The sequence below is a fragment of the Deltaproteobacteria bacterium genome (assembly GCA_016178705.1).
GTDB lineage: Bacteria > Desulfobacterota > Binatia > HRBIN30 > JACQVA1 > JACOST01.
In genome coordinates this window covers 195,756-215,049 of sequence record JACOST010000031.1, presented here as the reverse complement: position 1 = coordinate 215,049, position 19,294 = coordinate 195,756, and the positions used below count along the sequence as shown (strand labels likewise).

Sequence of the window (19,294 nt, the reverse complement as noted above, 5' to 3'; positions counted from 1 at the left end):
CCGCTACTTGCCGTGGAACAGATTCAGCGCCGAGCCTTTGCGAAACCATTCGAGCTGAGACGTTCCGTAAGAGTGCGCGAGTGCGAGTCGTTCGCTGGTTCCGTCGGCGTGTTTGACGAGACACGCGACGGGTTTGCCCGGCGCCATGCCCGCGAGGTCGACTAGGCTGATGCGATCATCCTCGCGGATGCGGTCGTAGTCGGCGGGATCGCGAAACGTCAGCGCCAGCAAACCCTGCTTCTTCAGGTTCGACTCGTGGATGCGCGCGAAGCTGCGCGCCATCACTGCGGCACCGCCGAGCAAACGCGGCGAGAGGGCGGCGTGCTCACGGCTCGAGCCTTCGCCATAGTTGCTGTCGCCCACGACCACCCACTTGATGCCCTTCGCCTTGTAGTCGCGCGCGTTCTTCGAGATTGATTGGCCAGCGTTGCCAGTCAGGACGTTCTTACCCTTGCCGGCTTCGCCGGTGTAAGCGTTGATCGCGGTCAGAAACATGTTGTCGCTGAAGCGATCGAGATGGCCGCGGAAGCGCAGCCACGGACCGGCGGGCGAGATCTGGTCGGTCGTCGTCTTGCCTTTGGTCTTCATCAGCACCGGCATGTCGACGAGATCCTTGCCGTCCCACGCCGGCCACGGCTCCATTGCCTGCAGGCGCTCGCTGCTCGGATTGATTTCGAGGGCGATCGCGCTCCCGTCTGCGGGCGGCGCGATGAAGGTGGCGTGGCCGCGGTCGAAACTGCGCGCGGGCACCTCGGGGGCGACCTTCGGCGGCGCGAGCGTGAACGGCTTGCCATCGGCGCCGTTGAGGGTGTCGGTGAGCGGATTGAACGACAGTCGCCCCGCAACCGCGAGCGCGGTGACGATCTCCGGGCTGGCGATGAAGTTCATCGTCGTCCGCTGACCGTCGTTGCGTGCCGGGAAGTTGCGGTTGTACGAGGTCACGATCGTGTTCGGAGCCGCCGCCGCCTCTTTCGCCCGGCGCCACTGGCCAATGCAGGGACCGCAGGCATTGGCGAGCACGGTTGCGTTGATATCCTTGAGAGAGCGCATCTGGCCGTCGCGCTCGATGGTGGCGCGTACTTGCTCGGAGCCCGGCGTCACCATCAGCGCCGAGGCCGCCTTGAGTCCGTGCGCCTTCGCTTGCTCGGCAACATCCGCCGCGCGGCTCATGTCCTCGTAGGAAGAGTTGGTGCAGCTACCGATGAGCGCGGACGAGATCGTATCGAGGAAGCCGTTGCTCGCGTCGGCGACCTCGGCGGCGAGCCGGCTGATCGGCCGCGCGCGGTCCGGCGAGTGCGGGCCGACGACATGCGGCTCCAGCGTTGAGAGGTCGAGTCGCACGACGACGTCGTAGTATGCCTCCGGGTCGCGCTCGACTTCGGCGTCGGGTTCTAGCAATCCGTGGTACTGCTGCATGAGAGGCACGAGATCACCGCGCTCGGTCGCTCGCAGGTACGTCGCCATCCTTTCGTCCGCGGGGAACATCGACGTGGTCGCGCCGAGTTCGGCGCCCATGTTGGTGATCGTCGCCTTGCCAGTGGCGCTGATCGTGCGCGCGCCGGGACCGATGTACTCGACGATCGCGTTGGTTCCACCCGACACGGTGAGCTGGCCGGCGACGTAGAGGATGACGTCCTTGGGCGCCGTCCACCCGCGCATCTGGCCCGTAAGGAACACCGCGATGTGCTTCGGATAGAGCACCTCCCACGGCAGACCGGCCATGACCTCGACCGCGTCGGCGCCGCCGACGCCGACCGAGCAGGCGCCGAGCCCGCCCGCGTTCGGAGTATGGGAGTCCGTGCCGATGATCAGCTCGCCCGGGAACGCATAGTTCTCGAGCACGACCTGATGGATGATGCCGGCGCCCGGTCCCCAGAAGCCGGCGCCGTACTTCGCGGCGGCCGAGCGCAGGAACTCGTAGACCTCCTTGTTCTCATCCAGTGATTCACGCAGATCACGCTCGCCCTCGACGCGTGCCTGGATCAAGTGGTCGCAATGGATCGTGGTGGGCACGGCGACGCGATCGCGACGGGTCTGCCGGAATTGCAGCATCGCCGTCTGACCGAGGACATCCTGCAGGACGACGCGGTCGGGACGCAGGAAGAGATAGCTTTGGCCCGACTTCATCTCTTGATGCTCGGGGTCGTCGAGATGTCCGAGCAGCACCTTGTCGGCCAACGTCAAGGCGCGCCCGAGGCGGCGACGGACGATGGCGAGGTTCTTCTCCATCGTTTGATAGACCTTGGCCGCCATTGCGGGGGTCGAAGCGATCGATGCCATTTGCTGGCCCTCCTTTGCAGGCCGGCAATCAATCTAACGTGTGGTGACCTGGAACGCGAGACTGGTCGCCGCTCGGGAATACGCGAGGCTTCGCTCGCGCCGCCCGAGTGCGCTACGCTTGGGTAGCGATGACGGGGCCGTTGTTCGAATGAATTGGGTTCTCGCAGCCAATATCGGGCTCTCGTTCGTTGCCGTGCCGATTACCGTGGCCGTCTGCTACGCGGCCTGGCGACGTCGCAGCGCGCCGGGCATCCTCTCCTTCTTCCTCATGATGGCGAATTGCTCGGTGTGGGTGATCAGCGATTTTCTGTCGACCCTCGGTCCGACCGAGCGGGTAGCGTTCGCTTGGCAGATCCCGATTCGCATGTCGGCGGTCAGCCTGCTGCCGCTGTTCTTTCTCGCGTTCTCTCTGGAGTATACCGGCAACAGCGCATGGCTGCGGCCGCGGCGTTTCGTCTGGCTGACGATCCTTCCGATCATCAGTCAGGTATTGATTTGGACGCCGCTGCACCCGCAATTCATTCGCAGCATCGAGTTCGCCCACATCGGCCCCTTCTTCTTGCGCCAAGGCGCAACGCTGGGACCGTGGTTTCCCATCCATCGCGCGTACAGCTACGCGCTCGTTGGCGTAAGCCTCTTGCTCTTGTTCGCTCAGATCTTCCGCTCGTTCCATTTCTATCGCCGCCAGGCAATCATCCTGTTCCTCGGCATGCTGCTCGCGGTAAGCGCGAATGCCATCGCCAACCTGAGCATCCCGCAGCTAGGGGGGACGGTCGCGCCCTGGCTGGACTGGACGCTGGCCAGTTTCACGATCAGTGGCATTGCCTGGTCATGGGCGCTGTTCCGCGTTCGCTTTCTCGACGTCATGCCGTTCGCGCTCGACGCGGTGTTCGACAGCATGAACGACGCGGCGATCGTTCTCGACAGCGCCGGCCGCATCGCCGATCTCAACCCTGCAGCCAGCTGGCTACTCGGGCGGACGCGCATGGAAGCCGTCGGGGTCGCGCTGCCGGAGGTCGCCGAGGATATTGCAGCCGTGGTGGACCGTCTGGATCTACCCGGCCAGCGCGCCGAGATCGCGGTGGGGGATCGTGTTCTCGAACTGCGGATTTCGCCGCTCGATGGACCGCGCGGTGTCGTCGGCCGCCTCGCGGTCCTGCGCGATGTGACGGAGCGTGTCCAACTGACGCGCGAATTAGACGCCTACGCACGCACCGTGGCTCACGATCTCAAGAATCCACTGACGGTCGTTGCTGGATACGTCGAGGTGATCCAAACCTCGGGAGTGCCGCTCGATCAACAGACGCAAGGCTATCTCGCGCGGATCGCCGACACCAGCAATACCATGGCTCGCATCATCAATGAGCTTCTCCTCCTCGCGCGCGTGCGCAACGTCGCGCAAGTGAAGACCACGCAGCTCGATATGGCGCGAATAGTCGCGAATGTCGTGGAGCGTTTCGGCAGTGAGATTCAGCGAACCGGTGCCGAGATTGTCGGTCCACCGGCATGGCCCTCGGCCCGCGGCTATGGCGCCTGGGTGGAAGAGATTTGGGCGAACTATGTGAGCAACGCGTTGAAGTACGGCGGAACACCGCCGCGCGTCGAGATCGGCGCCACCGAGAACTCGAACACCGTGCGATTCTGGGTGCGCGACCACGGTCCGGGCATGAGCGACGAAGCGTCCGTTCGAGTGTTCAAAGAATTCGAGCGCCTCAATGGTGAGCATGCCGAAGGGCATGGGCTCGGACTGTCAATCGTCACGCGCATCGTCAGGAAGCTCGGCGGCGAAGCCGGCGTGACGACTAAACTCGGCGATGGCTGCACGTTCTGGTTTACGCTGCCACGCGATCGCGACGTGAGCACGTAGGCGTAGCCTGAAGTACTCAAAGCTATAACTAGGCGGCGTTTGGCGACTGCCAGTCGGACGCCAAGAGCGAGTACAGCCTCTGGTCCCAGAACCGACCTTTCCAGTATGCGTAGGCGCGCAGATGGCCTTCGAGATGAAACCCGAGTTTCGTCAGGAGGCGTTCGGAGCGGTGATTGCCTGGGGTCACGAACGCCTCGATCCGGTGAACCATCAGGGATGACAAACCAACGGGGACGACCGTCGAAAGCACTTCGTGCATGATCCCTTTTCCCCAGACCTTCGCGCGCAGATCGTACGCTACCTCTGCCCGTGACCCGCGTTCGCGAACCAGGGTGTTGAATCCGCATGTTCCGAGGAATTCGCCCGATTCCCGCTCTCGGATCGACCAACGCACACCGCGAGCGTCGCGAAGGAGCGACTCTGCCCAGATGACGATAGAGGCGGCGTCCTCCAGGCTCTGAAGAGGACCGATGTCCAGAAACTCGGTGACCTCCGGCTGTGAGAAATGAGCGTAGAGATCTGGTATATCGCGAGCCGACAGGACGGTGAGGGCGAATCGGTCGGTTCCCATCTGTGTCGGTATCGACGCCATCACTGACCTGTCGCGCGCTGCCGCTCAACGTCCAGCGTCAGGCCTAGCCAATCCTGAGCGACGCAACGTACCGACCCACGCTCCAGCGCGGGCGGTCGCGCATGCCGTCGAGCTCGCCAAAGTAGCCGTCATAGCCGCCGCTTTCTGGGTTCGCACGCGTGATGGCTTCGCTGAATCGACCGATGAAGTCATCCGTGTGCTCCGGTAGAAGCGCCAGTACGTGCAGTTGGTTCCACCCCGGCATCCCTTCGGTTTCGAGGATGACGTGCTCAGTTTCGAGCGGTATGAAACTGAAGGTAAACCCCTCATCGTGCATTTCCCGACTGGCCGGGCCGGCGTTTCGTATCATCAACTCCTGGTAGTGCTCCAGCGCTTCCGGTTGGACGCGAATGCACTCCACGCTAAGCAGAGTGTCATTGTAACGCTCTCTGACGGAATCGATTGGCTGCGGTGAGTGCGAGTTCGGCGTCGTACGCAGGCTCTCACATCGCAGAATGGATGCAAGCGAGGCTTGCTCCTCACGCAGTGATGGCTGGCGAGCGAAGAGCTCATCCACCATCGCCCGCTCAAGCTCGAAGAACGCCGCACCGTTGCCGTGTTCTGGAACGCACCCGACCTGTAGAAGGTTCCAGTCCGGGACGCCCTCATCTCGCTTGAGGTCGCGAGTCAAGCGGATCGTCTCAAGCGAGGCCACGTCGCCTCGCTTGTGCATCTCGCGCCAGATGGGGAGCCGGTGCTCCTCGATGAACGAGAGATATTCCCGCTCGGCGCCCGGCCGCATCGCAATGGTTCGCGCGAAGTATGTCGCTGGTTCGTGGATCACGTGGGACTCCCGATACTAGTCTGTCCGGCTTTGCATGCACCCAACTTCACCATGTCGACCGCGTGTGGAGTCTCAGGACTAGCGCCGCGCCAGACGAATTCCAAGGATGTGCGAAACAATTGCTGCGCTCACCGGTTCGAATCGAGCAATGTGAGATCGGCACCCAGTCGTCCCAACGCTTCATCGTCGGTGCCACGATAGTAGCCGCGGATCTGCAGCGCACTATCGACCAACACAAAGCGGTCGCTATGGGTGATCAGATCGTTCGGATTTGCGTTGGCCGCACCTTCGCGCTGTTCGACGCTCAACCGAAAGCCTTGCATGATGAGCTGATCGAGCGCGGTGCGCTCACCGGTTAGGAAGAGCCAACTCTTCGCGTCCGCGTGAAAGCGACCGGCATACTCTTGCAGCACGGCCGGAGTGTCGTTGGCGGGATCGACGCTGAAGGAAACTAGCTGCACTGCTCCCTGCAAGCGCGCAAATCGCGCAGAGAGCGTCGGGCACACACCGCCGCACCGCGTGAAGATGAAGTCGGCTACCCACGGCTTACCCTTCAACCCGTTGGCCGTGACGATCGTGCCGCTGCGTTCAGTGAGCGAAAACTCCGGCACCGCACCGAGCACCGGGAGCGATGGGGGACGTTTTGATGATCGCAGCAGCGCGGTGCCGCCAACAATCAACAGCACGATGACGAGTCCCGCCCAAATCGCGCGCTGCATGGCAATCGGCGGAGACGAGGACGGAGGATCGGAGCGCGCCACCAGCGTGAGTCAGTCGCGCGCAATGGATGCTAGTGATGCCCCTCGACGGCCGCCGGAACGTTTGCCGTGTGGTGATCCACTGCCGTCAGGTCCGGCATCAATGCGAAGACGAGCAAGACACCGAGCACGAGTGGCGTGACCGCAATCACGCCGAGTGTCGTGCGTTCGAACTTCAGATGCATGAAGTACAAGCCGACGATCGCCGCTTTCGTCAGCGCCATGCTCACCAGCAAAATGCCGATCAGCACTTTCGGCAGCGCAAGAAACGTGGCGCCGACCTCGGCGACGGTCAGCACCCCGAGCCAGAGAAAGACCGCGTAGTAGTTTGGTTCCGCATGGGTATCCATGTGATCTCCTCGCCGCCGTTAGAGCAGATAAATGAACGTGAAGACCAAGATCCAGATCAGGTCCACGAAGTGCCAGTACAGCCCGGCGATTTCGATCGGGCTGTAGTTCGTCTCCGAATACTTTCCCGACATCACCTGCATCGACATGATGGCGAGGTAGACCACGCCGCCGAACACGTGGCAGCCGTGGAACCCGGTGGTGAGGAAGAAGGTCGTGCCGAACAGCGACGCACCGAACGGGTTGCTGGTGAGGCCGAGGCCTTCGCGGATCAGGTGGGACCACTCGTACGCCTGCATGCCGAGGAACATCGCGCCCCCGAGCACAGTCAGGAGCAGAAAGTTTCGCGCCCCAGCGCGGTCGTTGTGCTTGATCGCCGAGAGCCCTTTGACCATGGTAACGCTGCTGCAGATCAGCAAGAAGGTCATGAACGCGGTGAGGCCGATGCCCAACACGGTCGACGGCCGCGGCCAATCCGCGCTGGTGACGCGGAGGGCGCCGTACACACACAGCAGCGCGCCGAACGACATGGCGTCGCCGGCCAGGAACAGCCACATGCCGAGCTTGCCCCAGCTCTCTGGAGTCAGCGGGGTTTCGGCGGGCTCCACAGCTGCGGCTTGATTCATCGTCGCGGCTTGACTCACAGCATCCCCTCCTTCTGGCTCGGCGCCAGGTACGCCACCGGGCTCGCTGGGCGGCGGTCGCGCGCGTGCCAGTACTTGTAGACGATCCAGCCTCCAATCGATCCGAACATCAGGTACGGCGCGCAGATTAACATGAGAATACTCCAGTTGAAGGCGCGCACCGTCGGATCGTTGGGATCGGTGAACGAACTCCCGCACATCGCGCACGACTGCGCCAATGTTTCCGTCGGCATGAACGCGACGACCGCGAGCGCGAGCAGACAAAGATACAGAGCGATTGGTCTCATCATCACCTCACATTAGATAGGCCAGCCAAAACAGCACCAGCCAGAGCGCACACACGTACCCCCAGTACATGCCACACAAGCCGACCGCCTGGGAACTCGCGGGGGCGTACCGGCCGCGTGAAACTCCTCGCATGACGACGGCGAGCCACCCCACCGCGCCGATCACGTGCAGCGCGTGCAGGCCGATCAGGATGTAGAACGTCCCACCGTAGACGCTGCTCGACAAGGTGAGCCCATGATGAATCAGCCGCACCCACTCGAAGCCCTGCACAGCGAGAAACAAACTACCGAGCGCAAACGTCGCGGACAGATCGGTCCCGATGTGCGCACCCGCGCTGCGACGATTCGCCGCGGCCGCGCGCCACATCGTCCATCCGCTCGCCATCAGGATCGCAGTGTTGATCCAGGTGACCGCGATCGGCAGATATGGCTGCCCCACCGGTGGCCAGGCGCGGCTGCCAACGCGGAACACGACGAAAATCCCCATCAGTCCGGCGAACAACATGGTCTCGGTGGCCATGAACAGCAGGAGCGCGAGGCGAGCATTGGCCACCGGTGGTTCGCTTCGCGTCCCCGGTGGGCGCGCGCCGAAGTCCACTTGCGACTCCGCGGGAGCGAGCAACTTCGGGGCGATCTGAATGGCTGGAGATGCGGCCATGGTTCAACCCTAGTTCAGAATCAAGACGCTGACGACAGTCATCACGTACAACGCCGCCAAGGTCGCCACCAGGGCGAGCCCAACACGGCGGTTGCGGCGACTCAGGGTCTGATCGAGCTGCGCCATGATTTAGAGCGCCACCTTATCGAGCGCCATCACCACCAACAACAGGGGGAGATACGCGAGGCTGGCGAACAACAACCGCCGTGCCGCGGCGGGCGTGCGCGAGCGCGCCAACGAGACGCCGAACCCAAGCAATGCGCTACCGAGCAATGCAGCCACGGCGAAGTAAATGGGGCCGGTCAATCCAAGCAGCGTCGGCAGCAGGCCCACCGCGAGCAGCGCCAAGCAGTTGGTGACGACTTGGCGGCCGGTGCTCCGGCCATCGGGCTCGACGACGGGCAGCAGCTGCATGCCCGCGCGCGCGTAGTCTTCGCGGTACAGCCACGCGATCGCGAGCGAATGCGGCAATTGCCAGAGGAAGAGAATGGCGAATAGCACCCACGCTTCAACCCCGAGATCACCACGCGCCGCGGCCCAACCGGTCAACGGCGGCAGCGCACCCGGGATCGCACCGACCACGCTGCACAGCGAGGTCTTCTGCTTCAGCGGAGTGTACATGAACAAATAGGTCACGACGGTCGCGGCTGTCACTGCTCCGCTGAGGGGGTTCACGGCAAAGGTTAACAAGAGTAACCCAGTCGCGACCAGCAGCGCCCCGAATACGAGGGCATCGGTGGGCGCCAGGCGGCCATCCGGCAGCGGCCGCATACGAGTACGCTCCATGCGCGCATCGAGGTCGCGTTCGAGATACTGATTGAGCGTGAGCGTGCCGCCGGCGGCCAAGCCGGTGCCGACCACTGTGGCCACCAGTCGCAGATAGTCGACCTCGCCGGACGACGCCAGATAGAAGCCCACCACCGTCGTGAGCAGCACCATCACCACCACGCGCGGCTTGGTGAGCGCAACGAAGTCCGCCGCGCGGCGACGCGCGACGGCGACGGAAAGAGTGGCGGTTTCCGGCGGCATGCCTATCCTACGCTACCTCAATGCGATGCGCGCGCGGAGACTTCGGGCGCGAGTTTGCGCGACTGCGGCAGAAAATCCTCCGGCACCAGCGGCGAGCTGTATTCGTAGGGGCCGCGGTAGACGGTGGGGATCTCGCCGAAGTTGCCGTGCGGCGGCGGCGACGGCGCATCCCACTCGAGCGTGTTGGCGTTCCACGGATTGATGGTCGCCTTCTTGCCGGCGAACAAACTCCAGAAGAAATTGATGACGAACGGAATCTGCGCAACGCCGAGGCAGAGCGCGGAGACTGTAATGAATACGTTGATGGGCTGCATCGGCTTGAGGAAATCGTACTGCAGCGGGTTGTAGATGCGGCGCATGTGGCCGCCGATGCCGAGGATGTGCATCGGGAAGAAGGTACCATTGAAGGCGAGGAACGTCGGCCAGAAGTGAATCTTGCCGAGGGTCTCGTTCATCATACGGCCGAACATCTTCGGGAACCAGAAGTAGACGGCCGCGAAAATCCCGAACACGCTGCCGCCGAAGACGACGTAGTGGATGTGCGCCACGATGAAGTAGGTGTCGTGGATGAAGATGTCCACCGGCGTTGACGCCATGTAGATTCCGCTCAGTCCGCCGATCACGAACATCGAGACGAACGCCAGCGCGTTCAGCATCGGCACGCTGAAAATGATGTTGCCGCCCCACAACGTACCGAGCCAGTTGAAAGTCTTGATCGCCGACGGCACCGCGATCACCATCGTCGAGATCATGAACGTGGTGCCCAGCGCGGGGTTCATACCGCTCTGGAACATGTGGTGACCCCAGACGATCCAGCTCAGGAAGGCGATGCCGATCATCGAAAACGCCATCGCCCGGTAGCCGAAAATCGGCTTGCGCGAGAACACCGAGAGAATATCCGACGCGATGCCCATCGCCGGGAGAATTAGGATGTAGACTTCCGGGTGACCGAAGAACCAAAACAGATGCTGCCACAGCAACGGTTCGCCGCCGCCGGCGGGCTGGAAGAAGCTGGTGCCCGCCATGCGGTCGAATAACAACATCGCCAACGCGCCGGTCAGTACCGGCAGCGCCAGCAGCAAGAGGATGGCGACGATGAACAGCGCCCAGATCGTCAGCGGCAAGCGGAAGAATCCCATGCCCGGCGCGCGCATATTGATGATCGTGGTGATGTAGTTGATTGATCCCATCAACGACGAGATGCCGAGGACGATGAGGCTGATGCACCACAAATTCTGTCCGGCGTTGACCCCAGTGAACGCGGGCACAGCGGCCAGCGGTGAGTAAGCCGTCCACCCGGACGCTGCGTGCGTTTCGCCGGGAATGCAGAAGCCGGCGAGCATGATGAAGCCGGAGAACAAGGCGATCCAAAACGACAGCATGTTAAGCAGCGGGAAGGCCATGTCGCGGGTACCGATCATGAGCGGGATCAGAAAATTCCCGAAGGCGCCAACGAGGATGGGCATCACCACGAAGAAGATCATGATGGTGGCGTGCATGGTGAAGAACGAATTGTACGCGGCGGCATCCATGTGGCCGGCGTACATGTGGGGCTCTGGTATCCATTGCGTAAACGGCACCTCGGATTCCGGCCACGCCAGCTGCCAGCGCACCAACAGCGCGAGCAGTCCGCCGAGAATCATCATGAACAGTCCCATGAACAAGAACTGGCGCCCGATCATCTTGTGATCGGTCGAGAAGACGTACGTGCGGATGAATCCCAGCTCGTGATGCTCCGCGTGCGCCCCGTGCGCGTGCGCGCCTACCGCTGCCGTTTCACTCATTGACGCTACCCCCTTGCCTCGGCGACCGGTGCTTGTGCCGCCGCAGCCGCCGGAGCGGCGGCCGGCGCCGGCCACTGCTCCTTGACCCACTGGTCGTAATCGTCCTTGGTTTGCACGAACAACGCCCCCTTCATGCCCGAGTGACCGAAGCCACACAGTTCGGCGCAGGGGATCTCGTACTGCCCCGCCTTGGTGGCCTGAAACCACACTTGAATATCGCGTCCCGGCACGGCGTCTTGCTTCAGCCGCATCTGCGGTACGAAGAAACTGTGGATCACGTCCTTCGATCGCAAGATGACGCGCACGACCTTGTTGAGCGGCACGTGCAGATCGTTGTCCACTTGTAGATCGTCGTCGGTATCGAACTTACCGTCCGGTCCCGGATAGCGAATCTCCCAGTTGAACTGCTTCGCGGTCACGCGCACGTACAGGTCTGGCGGCGGCATGTGCGCCGGACTCTTGATCTCTTCCCAACGTGCCTTGCTCATGAAGCCGAGCATGATGAGGATGAGCGCCGGCACGATGGTCCAGATGATCTCCAACGTCGTGTTGCCGTGAGTGTAGGTCGCGCGCCGCCCGTCGCTGTGGCGGTACATCACCAGAAACGCGATCATGCACCCGGCCACCAGGATGAAGGTCACCGACGTCAGGTAGTAGATCAGATAGAAGAGATGATCGATCTGCCCTCCGTAGGTGGAGATATTCTCGGGAAGCCAACTCATCATTGGAAATCACCTGTCCTTGGGAAATCACCCGTTCTTGGGGAATCACCCGCCCGTGCCGGTGGCCGGCGTTGCGACACGCCCGCCACTATTTTCCGGCCAATTCAAAATCAGCCTTGGCCTCGCCCTTCGCGGCGACAGTCACCTTCTGGCTTTTCTCGCCGAGCTTCTCGTGCCACACCTTCAGTTCGTACTCACCAGCCGGCACGTCAGTCAGCTTGAACATCCCGTTCTCGTCGGTCACGACGTAGTACGGGCTGTCGGTGATCACAAACCAACCGCCCATCCACCCGTGCGCATCGCACTTCACTTCGAAGGTTTCCGGTTGATCGAATTTTGTTTTCAACAGCGGCTTGAACTTCGGCTGCGCCATATTCACCGGCGGGTTCTTCTTGCCGTAGGTGTGGATGTTGTGCAGGATGCCGTCCGAATTCTTGATGTCCATCTCGGCGCCGGCCGGAATCAGCATCACGTGCGGCGTGTACTGGCAGCCCTTTTGATCGAGGGCCGGCTTCGCCGCATCCTGCGCCTTGCCCTTACTGATGTTGGTGATCGAGACGACGGCATTCTTCAAGCCGCCATCCTTGCCGACCACCAAGCTCTCTTCGGTCTTCGCCGCCACACCGCAGACTTCCTTGTCCTTGGTGATTTCAATCGCCTTCGGGGCGGGCGCGCTACCCTGAAACTTCACCTTACCCATGATCGCCCCGCCATCCGCGACCGCACCGCCTTCGTAGGCCCATGCGGCGGCGCTGACGCCGAGTACGATCGCTCCTATTGCCCATGCTGTCGATTTCATAGCTGCAGTCCTCCTGCTTAAGTTAATTGACTGATCCATTGCTGCTCGCGGCGCTGGTGCGGCCCGTGGCGCTGGTCGCCACTTGCGCCGGCTGGTTGATCATCATCAGAAAATCGCGCAGAGCGCGAATTTGCGCCTCTTCGTCGCCGCCCAGCACGTCATCAGGTCCACCCGGGTAGAACGACGGCATCTTCGTCCCCGGCTGCACCTGCTGCGGATCGTGCAGCCAGCGCACAATCCACTCGGGGTTCAGCCGCGTGCGGGCCATGCCGAGATCCGGCGCCCACCCTTCCGGTGGGCCCTCGGGTTTGCGGTCGCCTTGCTGGTGACACGAGAAGCAGTTGAAGTAGTCGACGCCGGTGAGCGCCTTGCCCGCTTGGATGGTCTCCGCCGGAATGCTTGCCTCGTCGATGTGAACGAACGGAATCTGCACCGCCTCTTGCGCCAAGAAGTACGCGACCAGCGTGTTCGTCTCTTCGTCGGACAGCCCAAAGGTCGGCATGCGAACCTTCAGCCACGGTCGGATGTAGACCGGACGTTTGAGGAAGTTGAACATCCACGGCGGCTGCACTTTGGCGCCTTCGCCGTTGAGAATCGGCGGCGCGAGCGTCGGCGTCTCTTCGTAGCGTACGCGAATCGCGCCGCCGCGCTGCTCGATGATGTGACAGCCAACGCAGTTGTAGCGCTCGACTACGCGCCGCCCTTGCACCAGCGCGTTGGAGCGCTGCACGTTGGGATAGCGGTACTTCACCGGGATCTTGTCGTCGGCGCGGCTGCTCAGGAAGATGCGCAGCGCTTTGATGTCATCCTCGGCGAGATCGAACTGCGGCATCACCTGCTCGATGCGGTCGGTTTGATAAGTGCGCGGGCTCTTGAGTTTGTTGGTGGTCCACGCGTCCCACGTCTCGGGAATGTCGGTGTGGTTGCCAAAGAACAATTCTTCCTTCGGCTTGGATCCGAAGGTCGACAGCTCGACACCGATGCGCGACTCGGTTTCCATCCCCGGAATGTCGTGGCAACCGAAGCAGCCGTACTTGCGCACCAATGACTGGCCCATCGCGATCGTCTCGGGCTGGTGCAGGGTTGCCGCCAGCGCCTCGTCATCGCTCTTCGGTGCTCCGAGCGTCAGCAAGAAGGAGGTCAACGCGGTGGCCTCGTCATCGCTGAGACGCAGATTGGGCATGCGTGAGACCGGCGAGTAGCCGCGAGGATTCTTCAGCCAGTGATAGATCCATCGGGCACCGGTCTTCTCGGCAATGTTGCTGAGATTCGGAGCGATGTCTTTGTTGGCGCCCAGTAGCGCCGGTGACTCGCCGGGCGCGAAGCCGTGACAGCCGCGGCAACCGAGACTGTCCGCCAACGCTTGACCCTGTGCGACCCGCTCGGCGCTGTTGGAATTCACCCCCACCGGTGCCACGTGACTCGCCGTCCATTGTTCGCTGTCCGCCTTCGAGGCATCGAGCAAGTAGGCCGCGATCGCCGTCGCCTGCGCCCGGTTGAACATGAAGTTCGGCATCTTCGTGTTCGGACGGAAGGCGTGCGGATTTTCGATCCAGCGAACCACCCAGGCCGGGTCGGCCTTGGCCGCGATGCGGCGCAAGTAGGGGCCCACCTTGTCTAGTCCCTCGTAGCCTTCGACCAGGTGACATCCGTGGCAGCCGAGCTGTACGAACATGTCCTCGCCGTGCTCGACAATTTCGGCACCGGGGATGCGCAGATCGGTGTGACACTTGATGCAGCTCGCCTGCACGTTGTCGCCGCGCAAGAGTTCCTTCTCCCAAAACTTCACCTCGCCGTGCGCCTTCTCCACCGAGTTCACCGCCGGGCCTTGCCCTTGGTGACACGGAGTACAGCCGAAGCGTTCCGGCGGGTGCTTGAACAGGATGACCTCGCGGTTGGGATGAGTCTTGAACGGATTCGGATCGTTTTCGAAGCCCGCCTTCTCGATGGCGGAGTGGCAGGAGGTGCAGCGGTCGACGCGGCCGAGCGGATTGTTGAAAGCGCTGCGGTCGAACTCATCGAGCACGACCTGCTGGATCTTGGGAATGCGTGGCAGATTGGCCGGGCCAAGATGGATCTGGAGAGTATCCAGCTTGCGCTCCAGTCCGAGACGCGCCACTTCCATGTCGCGCTGTTTGTCTTCGAGGCTCTTGATGGTCGAGTTGACCTCGTCGATCTCCTTCCCAACCTGGTCAACTTGGGCTTGGCGCTCGGCGAGTCGCTTGTCGACCTCGACCTTGTCCTTGTTGAGTTCGTCGATGTGGGCCTTGCGCGCCTCGGTGGGGCGGTTGGTGAGCGTGGCGTGCTCGTACTCGTACCACGCCTCTTCCAATTTGCTCTTCACCAGGCGCAACGCGAACTCGGCATCGCCCGCCTTCACCGCCAGGTCGCTGCGCTTCGCGGCCAGCTCGCCGAGTTTCTTCGCCGTGTCCCCCGAGCGTACGCTCTCGCGCGCGGCGGCGAGTTCCTTGGTGACGTCTTGATACCCAGTATCCTTGGCGAGACGGTCGACTTCGTCTTGCAACGTCTTCTGCGCGCGTTGGACTTCCAGGGCGAAGAATTCCGCCTGATACTTCTTCCATGGGCGGCGGGTAATGTTGTCGTCCCACACCGACCAGACCGCTCCGGCCAGCAAGCAACCGACCGCGAGCAGGAAGATGCCGCTGTAGGACTTCTTTTCGTCGTCGATACCTCTCGCCCCTGCCACGACATCACCCTTACGCGGCCGTGCGCCGCTCGATCAGCCGCCCGACATAGAAGATTGCCGTACCCAGCAGTAGCAGCCGCAGTTCATGACCCATCGCGTGTTCTTCCGTTACGCCGACAAAGAGCGCGTAGCCCACATCCGCAAAGCCAAGCGCTTGGACGAACTTCGCGAGATAGAACATCGCCACGTCACGTAGTCACTGCCGACGATGCGCTAGACGTTGAACCACGGCGTCACCCAGATGTACTTCAGGTTCAGCGCGTGGCGCAGCAGCATCTTGATGAGCACGGCCATCATGTTGAGGAACAAAAACGACGTGGTGAAAAACCGCGGCATGCCCCAGCGCTGCATGAACTCGCGGCCTTTGAGCCAGATCACCCACCAATACATTCCCACCGTACCAACTACGAAGAACGCCAACACGGTCGCTGCACCAAACACCGACGACCAGAAGTAGTCGCGGAACCCGAGCAGGTACGGCAGGTCGACGTTGGTCATCGCTTCGACCTTGTGCGCGTCCCACTTCTCCCACGGCCAGAACCAGTTCCAACCCGGTCCGCGCAAGAAGGTGCCGATGATGATCAAGGAGATCCACAGCACGTGAAAGCCGAAGAAGAAGGTGAGCAGCTCGATCTTGCGCGATTTGAACGCGTAGTAGCCGTTGCCGTGCGGGTTGATGTCGATATACGGAATCACCATCAGCCCGACGATGATGAACGTTGGCAACATTACGCCCGCGTGCCACGGGTCGAAGAACACCAGCATCTCCTGCAACCCCAGGAAGTACCACGGTGCCTTCGATGGATTCGGCGTACGCGTCGGATTGGCCGGCTCTTCCAGCGGTGCATCGACCAGCAGCGACCACACGACCAGCAAAACCATGATGAAGAGGGTGCAAAGGAACTCCGCGCGCACCAGATGGGGCCAGGTGTGGACCTTGTCGTCGCCCGGGCCCACTGCTTTGCGAATCGGCACTTCGATGCGTTTGCCGCTCGGCTCGGCAATCGGTTTCACGATCAGCTTGGTTTGTGCCTCGGCCATCGCTCTACTCCTTGGCCCGTGGCTTCGCTGCCCAGAACAGCAGCACAAGCATCAAGATGAAGATTGCCGGGAGCACCAGGACACGTCCCCCGGGAATCACCAGCGTGATCCCGAGCAGGATGAGGCCCCCGATTGTTGCCCGGAGTTCTGATGACACCGCCCTACCCTCCACAGCCCTTACAGTGGCGGACCCGAGAACCCGTCACGACGGATGCGCCAGAAGTGCACCGCCATGAACAGGCTCGCGACCAAAGGAAAGAAAATGCAGTGCAGGATGTAGAAGCGCAGCAGCGTGTGCGGGCCTACTTCGCCGCCGCCGAACAGGAACGCGCGCGCATCGTAGATCGGGTTCACGCCGGTGAACTCCGCGAACGGCCCCTCGTTGCCCATCAGCGGGGCCGCGCGCCCCATGTTCGAGCCGACGGTCACCGCCCAGATCGACAACTGATCCCACGGCAGCAGATACCCGGTGAAGCTCAGCAACAGCGTCAGCACCAACAACAGCACGCCAACGACCCAGTTGAACTCGCGCGGCGGCTTGTACGACCCGGTGAGGAAGACGCGGAACATGTGCAGCCACACCGCGATCACCATGCCGTGCGCCGACCAGCGGTGCATGTTGCGCATCAGCATCCCGAACGGCATGTCGAATTCGAGATACTTCATGTCGGCATACGCGTACTCTGCGGTCGGGCGGTAGTAGAACATCAGATAGATGCCGGTAACCACGGTGACGAGATACATCAGGAACGTGATCCCGCCCATGCACCAGGTGAAGCGCATGCGCGTGGCGTGCTTGCGCACCTTGGAGGGATGCAGGTGCAACCAGATGTTGCCCGACACCATCAGGATGCGATTGCGCGGCGTGTCCTCATAGCCGTGGCGGAAGATGGACTGCCAGACTTGCGATTCCTGAATCTGGCGCTTTACTTCATCCCACATGCTCATGCTTGATTCCGTCCCTCGGTCATAGAGGCGAGTGTGCGATCACGCCTTCAGGAATGCGCCCGGCTTGGTCCAGTCGCCCTTCTCGTAGCGGTACTTCACGCTCATATCGACCAGCAACTGTCCGTCTTCGGCGAGCGCGATCCGATAGCGCTCCAGCGGTCGCGGCGCCGGCCCTTCGAAGTTGATCCCCGAGCGGCGGAAGCCGCTGCCGTGGCAGGGACACTTGAACTTCTCTTCGACTGGCAGCCAGCGCGGGGTGCATCCGAGATGCGTACACTTCGCGAACAGCGCGTAAAACCCGTCCGAGACCCGCACGATCCACACGCGGTGATCCTTCTTGAAGCGTTCGCTGATTTCGCCCACGGCGTAGTCGCTCGGCAGTCCCGCCTTGAACGTGCTCGGCGGTGTGAACAGCACTCGCGGGAATGCCGACCGCACAAAGGCAAGTAGCCCGATCCCGCCCAGCACGCCGAAGCCGCTCCAACTCAGTCGCCCCAGAAAATCGCGCCGCGACCAGAGCCCCCCGAGCGCCGCCTTCTCGCGCGTGCGTTTGGCGCGCTCGCGGCTCTGTTCTTGCCGCCGCTGTTCTTCCAGCGCGGCCAGCGCTTCGGGGGTCAGGACCTTTTCCGCCTTCGCCATGCCAGGGACACCTTACGTTGTGCTTCGGTTCCGAGAGAACGCCGCTACCGCGATACCGCACACCACCGTCAGCCCGCCAGCGGCGAAGAACACCAAGCCAATCGGTGGAAACAGGAAGAAGAAAACCGATCCGACCAGAAACAGTGGGATACCGATACCGAAAAAATTGAACGTCCCGACACTCGCATTCTCCGCGCCAGGGACCGTGTTGACGATGTAGACCTCATCCCGCACTATGCCGACTGCGATCTCGCGCAGCGTCTCCCGCCCCTCTTCCGGCCCCATGTTGATGTGCCGAACCACCTCACGCGCGAGCCGTTCGAGTTCCGCCTCGGCTTCGCGTGGTTCCTCTTGTCCGTCGTCGGTCACGGTTCAAACCGGCGCCCACGCCCTTAATATGAATGTCCGGACGGAGTCAACCAGCTCTCCTTGCACCGCAGCGCTCTTCTTGCACTGGCCGCCGCAATCGTCAACTCGCTGGCGCGGCGCACGGAGACAAATTGCTTCATGACCCGATTCGCACGGCTAATGTCCAGCGGAGAGGCCGGCGCTCACTCGGTTGCAAACTCCACGTGGACGCGTTGGTCGCCGCGCTGCACCGCGAGATCGGTTCGCCCGCCCGGTTGCACCCCATCGAGCTTCGCCCGCAAGTCAGCGACATCGCCGACACGATCGCCGTTGGCTTCGACGATGACGTCGCCCCGTCGCAACAGCGTACGCGCGTCATCCGCGACGTTCGACACCAGCACACCCTCGCCGGCGCGCATGCCGAAGTGGCTGGCTAACTCCTCGCTCAGATTTTGCAGCGTGACTCCGGCCAGCGTCAGCGCCCCAGCGCGCGCGGCTTCGCGGCGCAGATCAACGGCGTCGTTACTCTCCATCAAGGTGCGGGCTACGAAGATCGGCTTGTGGAAGCGCATCGCCAGAGCGATCGCATCGCTCGGCCGGCTATCGAGTTCCACCGGCTTGCGACCACTGTGGAGGAAGATGCGCGCATAGTACGTGCTCTCCTTCAGAGCCTGGATCACGACCTTCTCGAATTCGACGCCCGACTGCTCCAAGGCCAGCTTCATCAGATCGTGTGTCATCGGCCGAGGCGGCGTGACGCCTTCCAATTGCATCGCGATCGCTTGCGCCTCTGCGGGGCCGACCCAGATCGGCAACGCGGTCTGGTGTGCGGCCTTGTCCTGCAGCACCACCACTGGCGCACCCGAGGCGTGATCCATCCCGACACTGCGCACTTCAACTTCAACTTCGGTAGGCTCGCTGGCGCGACACCCGGTTAGCAGCGCACCGCCGAGTGCCGCGACCGTAAGCAAACGAAGCGAGGAGCAATGCGGGGTCATGACCAGGCTGCCAACGCGACCG

Annotated in this window: 21 protein-coding genes; 1 reads left to right on the top strand and 20 read right to left on the bottom strand. The window is 62.4% G+C overall.

Annotation, left to right across the window (positions count from 1 at the left end):
- Nucleotides 1-3 precede the first annotated feature (3 nt).
- Nucleotides 4-2,280: an aconitate hydratase gene (locus HYR72_24110; protein ID MBI1818077.1), complete on the bottom strand. Its 2,277-nt coding sequence runs from the start codon at nt 2,278-2,280 to the stop codon at nt 4-6.
- 148 nt (nt 2,281-2,428) lie between these two features.
- On the opposite strand from HYR72_24110, the gene HYR72_24105 reads away from it, so the two are divergent.
- Entirely contained in the window at nt 2,429-4,147 is a 1,719-nt protein-coding gene (locus tag HYR72_24105) for a PAS domain-containing protein (protein ID MBI1818076.1), read from the top strand.
- A 28-nt stretch (nt 4,148-4,175) separates the two neighbouring features.
- On the opposite strand, the gene HYR72_24100 is transcribed toward HYR72_24105, so the two are convergent.
- The 19 genes from HYR72_24100 to HYR72_24010 form a co-directional block, all read right to left on the bottom strand.
- A complete protein-coding gene (locus HYR72_24100; protein ID MBI1818075.1) occupies nt 4,176-4,718 on the bottom strand; it encodes a GNAT family N-acetyltransferase in 543 nt (180 codons plus the stop codon).
- 64 nt (nt 4,719-4,782) lie between these two features.
- Entirely contained in the window at nt 4,783-5,520 is a 738-nt protein-coding gene (locus tag HYR72_24095) for a hypothetical protein (GenBank protein MBI1818074.1), read from the bottom strand.
- A 170-nt stretch (nt 5,521-5,690) separates the two neighbouring features.
- On the bottom strand, nt 5,691-6,281 hold the full coding sequence (locus HYR72_24090) for an SCO family protein (GenBank protein MBI1818073.1): 591 nt from the start codon (nt 6,279-6,281) through the stop codon (nt 5,691-5,693).
- A gap of 71 nt (nt 6,282-6,352) precedes the next feature.
- Nucleotides 6,353-6,670: a cytochrome C oxidase subunit IV family protein gene (locus HYR72_24085; GenBank protein ID MBI1818072.1), complete on the bottom strand. Its 318-nt coding sequence runs from the start codon at nt 6,668-6,670 to the stop codon at nt 6,353-6,355.
- 18 nt (nt 6,671-6,688) lie between these two features.
- Nucleotides 6,689-7,294 (bottom strand): cytochrome c oxidase subunit 3, encoded by a 606-nt coding sequence (locus HYR72_24080; protein ID MBI1818071.1) that lies wholly within the window; start codon nt 7,292-7,294, stop codon nt 6,689-6,691.
- A 14-nt stretch (nt 7,295-7,308) separates the two neighbouring features.
- Entirely contained in the window at nt 7,309-7,602 is a 294-nt protein-coding gene (locus HYR72_24075) for a hypothetical protein (GenBank protein ID MBI1818070.1), read from the bottom strand.
- Nucleotides 7,603-7,606: 4 nt separating this feature from the next.
- Nucleotides 7,607-8,257: a heme-copper oxidase subunit III gene (locus HYR72_24070; protein ID MBI1818069.1), complete on the bottom strand. Its 651-nt coding sequence runs from the start codon at nt 8,255-8,257 to the stop codon at nt 7,607-7,609.
- Between the two features lie 129 nt (nt 8,258-8,386).
- Complete coding sequence (gene cyoE / locus HYR72_24065; GenBank protein ID MBI1818068.1) at nt 8,387-9,286, bottom strand: protoheme IX farnesyltransferase; 900 nt, start codon at nt 9,284-9,286, stop codon at nt 8,387-8,389.
- Between the two features lie 17 nt (nt 9,287-9,303).
- The gene (locus HYR72_24060; protein MBI1818067.1) at nt 9,304-11,070 is read right to left on the bottom strand and encodes a cbb3-type cytochrome c oxidase subunit I; all 1,767 of its coding nucleotides are present in this window, start codon (nt 11,068-11,070) and stop codon (nt 9,304-9,306) included.
- Between the two features lie 5 nt (nt 11,071-11,075).
- Complete coding sequence (gene coxB / locus HYR72_24055; GenBank protein ID MBI1818066.1) at nt 11,076-11,795, bottom strand: cytochrome c oxidase subunit II; 720 nt, start codon at nt 11,793-11,795, stop codon at nt 11,076-11,078.
- Nucleotides 11,796-11,880: 85 nt separating this feature from the next.
- Nucleotides 11,881-12,591 (bottom strand): hypothetical protein, encoded by a 711-nt coding sequence (locus HYR72_24050; protein MBI1818065.1) that lies wholly within the window; start codon nt 12,589-12,591, stop codon nt 11,881-11,883.
- 22 nt (nt 12,592-12,613) lie between these two features.
- Nucleotides 12,614-15,298, bottom strand: coding sequence for a c-type cytochrome (locus tag HYR72_24045; GenBank protein ID MBI1818064.1), 2,685 nt, complete (start codon nt 15,296-15,298; stop codon nt 12,614-12,616).
- 10 nt (nt 15,299-15,308) lie between these two features.
- Entirely contained in the window at nt 15,309-15,479 is a 171-nt protein-coding gene (locus tag HYR72_24040; GenBank protein ID MBI1818063.1) for a hypothetical protein, read from the bottom strand.
- 32 nt (nt 15,480-15,511) lie between these two features.
- Nucleotides 15,512-16,339, bottom strand: coding sequence for a cytochrome C (locus HYR72_24035; GenBank protein ID MBI1818062.1), 828 nt, complete (start codon nt 16,337-16,339; stop codon nt 15,512-15,514).
- Between the two features lie 4 nt (nt 16,340-16,343).
- Nucleotides 16,344-16,496, bottom strand: coding sequence for a hypothetical protein (locus HYR72_24030; GenBank protein ID MBI1818061.1), 153 nt, complete (start codon nt 16,494-16,496; stop codon nt 16,344-16,346).
- Nucleotides 16,497-16,516: 20 nt separating this feature from the next.
- Entirely contained in the window at nt 16,517-17,281 is a 765-nt protein-coding gene (locus tag HYR72_24025; GenBank protein ID MBI1818060.1) for a cytochrome b N-terminal domain-containing protein, read from the bottom strand.
- A gap of 45 nt (nt 17,282-17,326) precedes the next feature.
- Nucleotides 17,327-17,926 (bottom strand): Rieske 2Fe-2S domain-containing protein, encoded by a 600-nt coding sequence (locus tag HYR72_24020; GenBank protein ID MBI1818059.1) that lies wholly within the window; start codon nt 17,924-17,926, stop codon nt 17,327-17,329.
- A gap of 12 nt (nt 17,927-17,938) precedes the next feature.
- Nucleotides 17,939-18,295 carry a hypothetical protein gene (locus tag HYR72_24015; protein ID MBI1818058.1) on the bottom strand — a complete coding sequence of 119 codons (357 nt, stop codon included), beginning with the start codon at nt 18,293-18,295 and terminating at the stop codon, nt 17,939-17,941.
- Between the two features lie 182 nt (nt 18,296-18,477).
- The gene (locus tag HYR72_24010; protein ID MBI1818057.1) at nt 18,478-19,272 is read right to left on the bottom strand and encodes a bifunctional nuclease family protein; all 795 of its coding nucleotides are present in this window, start codon (nt 19,270-19,272) and stop codon (nt 18,478-18,480) included.
- Between the last annotated feature and the right edge of the window lie 22 nt (nt 19,273-19,294).

Coding starts and splice junctions, on each gene's coding strand:
- HYR72_24035 (MBI1818062.1), bottom strand. CDS start 16,339: ATGGCCGAGGCACAAACCAAGCTGATCGTGAAACCGATTGCCGAGCCG.
- HYR72_24085 (MBI1818072.1), bottom strand. CDS start 6,670: ATGGATACCCATGCGGAACCAAACTACTACGCGGTCTTTCTCTGGCTC.
- HYR72_24100 (MBI1818075.1), bottom strand. CDS start 4,718: ATGGGAACCGACCGATTCGCCCTCACCGTCCTGTCGGCTCGCGATATA.
- HYR72_24010 (MBI1818057.1), bottom strand. CDS start 19,272: ATGACCCCGCATTGCTCCTCGCTTCGTTTGCTTACGGTCGCGGCACTC.
- HYR72_24070 (MBI1818069.1), bottom strand. CDS start 8,257: ATGGCCGCATCTCCAGCCATTCAGATCGCCCCGAAGTTGCTCGCTCCC.
- HYR72_24040 (MBI1818063.1), bottom strand. CDS start 15,479: ATGTTCTATCTCGCGAAGTTCGTCCAAGCGCTTGGCTTTGCGGATGTG.
- coxB (MBI1818066.1), bottom strand. CDS start 11,795: ATGATGAGTTGGCTTCCCGAGAATATCTCCACCTACGGAGGGCAGATC.
- HYR72_24080 (MBI1818071.1), bottom strand. CDS start 7,294: ATGAATCAAGCCGCAGCTGTGGAGCCCGCCGAAACCCCGCTGACTCCA.
- HYR72_24025 (MBI1818060.1), bottom strand. CDS start 17,281: ATGTGGGATGAAGTAAAGCGCCAGATTCAGGAATCGCAAGTCTGGCAG.
- HYR72_24050 (MBI1818065.1), bottom strand. CDS start 12,591: ATGAAATCGACAGCATGGGCAATAGGAGCGATCGTACTCGGCGTCAGC.
- HYR72_24075 (MBI1818070.1), bottom strand. CDS start 7,602: ATGATGAGACCAATCGCTCTGTATCTTTGTCTGCTCGCGCTCGCGGTC.
- HYR72_24020 (MBI1818059.1), bottom strand. CDS start 17,926: ATGGCGAAGGCGGAAAAGGTCCTGACCCCCGAAGCGCTGGCCGCGCTG.
- HYR72_24090 (MBI1818073.1), bottom strand. CDS start 6,281: ATGCAGCGCGCGATTTGGGCGGGACTCGTCATCGTGCTGTTGATTGTT.
- HYR72_24105 (MBI1818076.1), top strand. CDS start 2,429: ATGAATTGGGTTCTCGCAGCCAATATCGGGCTCTCGTTCGTTGCCGTG.
- HYR72_24110 (MBI1818077.1), bottom strand. CDS start 2,280: ATGGCATCGATCGCTTCGACCCCCGCAATGGCGGCCAAGGTCTATCAA.
- HYR72_24060 (MBI1818067.1), bottom strand. CDS start 11,070: ATGAGTGAAACGGCAGCGGTAGGCGCGCACGCGCACGGGGCGCACGCG.
- cyoE (MBI1818068.1), bottom strand. CDS start 9,286: ATGCCGCCGGAAACCGCCACTCTTTCCGTCGCCGTCGCGCGTCGCCGC.
- HYR72_24095 (MBI1818074.1), bottom strand. CDS start 5,520: ATGCGGCCGGGCGCCGAGCGGGAATATCTCTCGTTCATCGAGGAGCAC.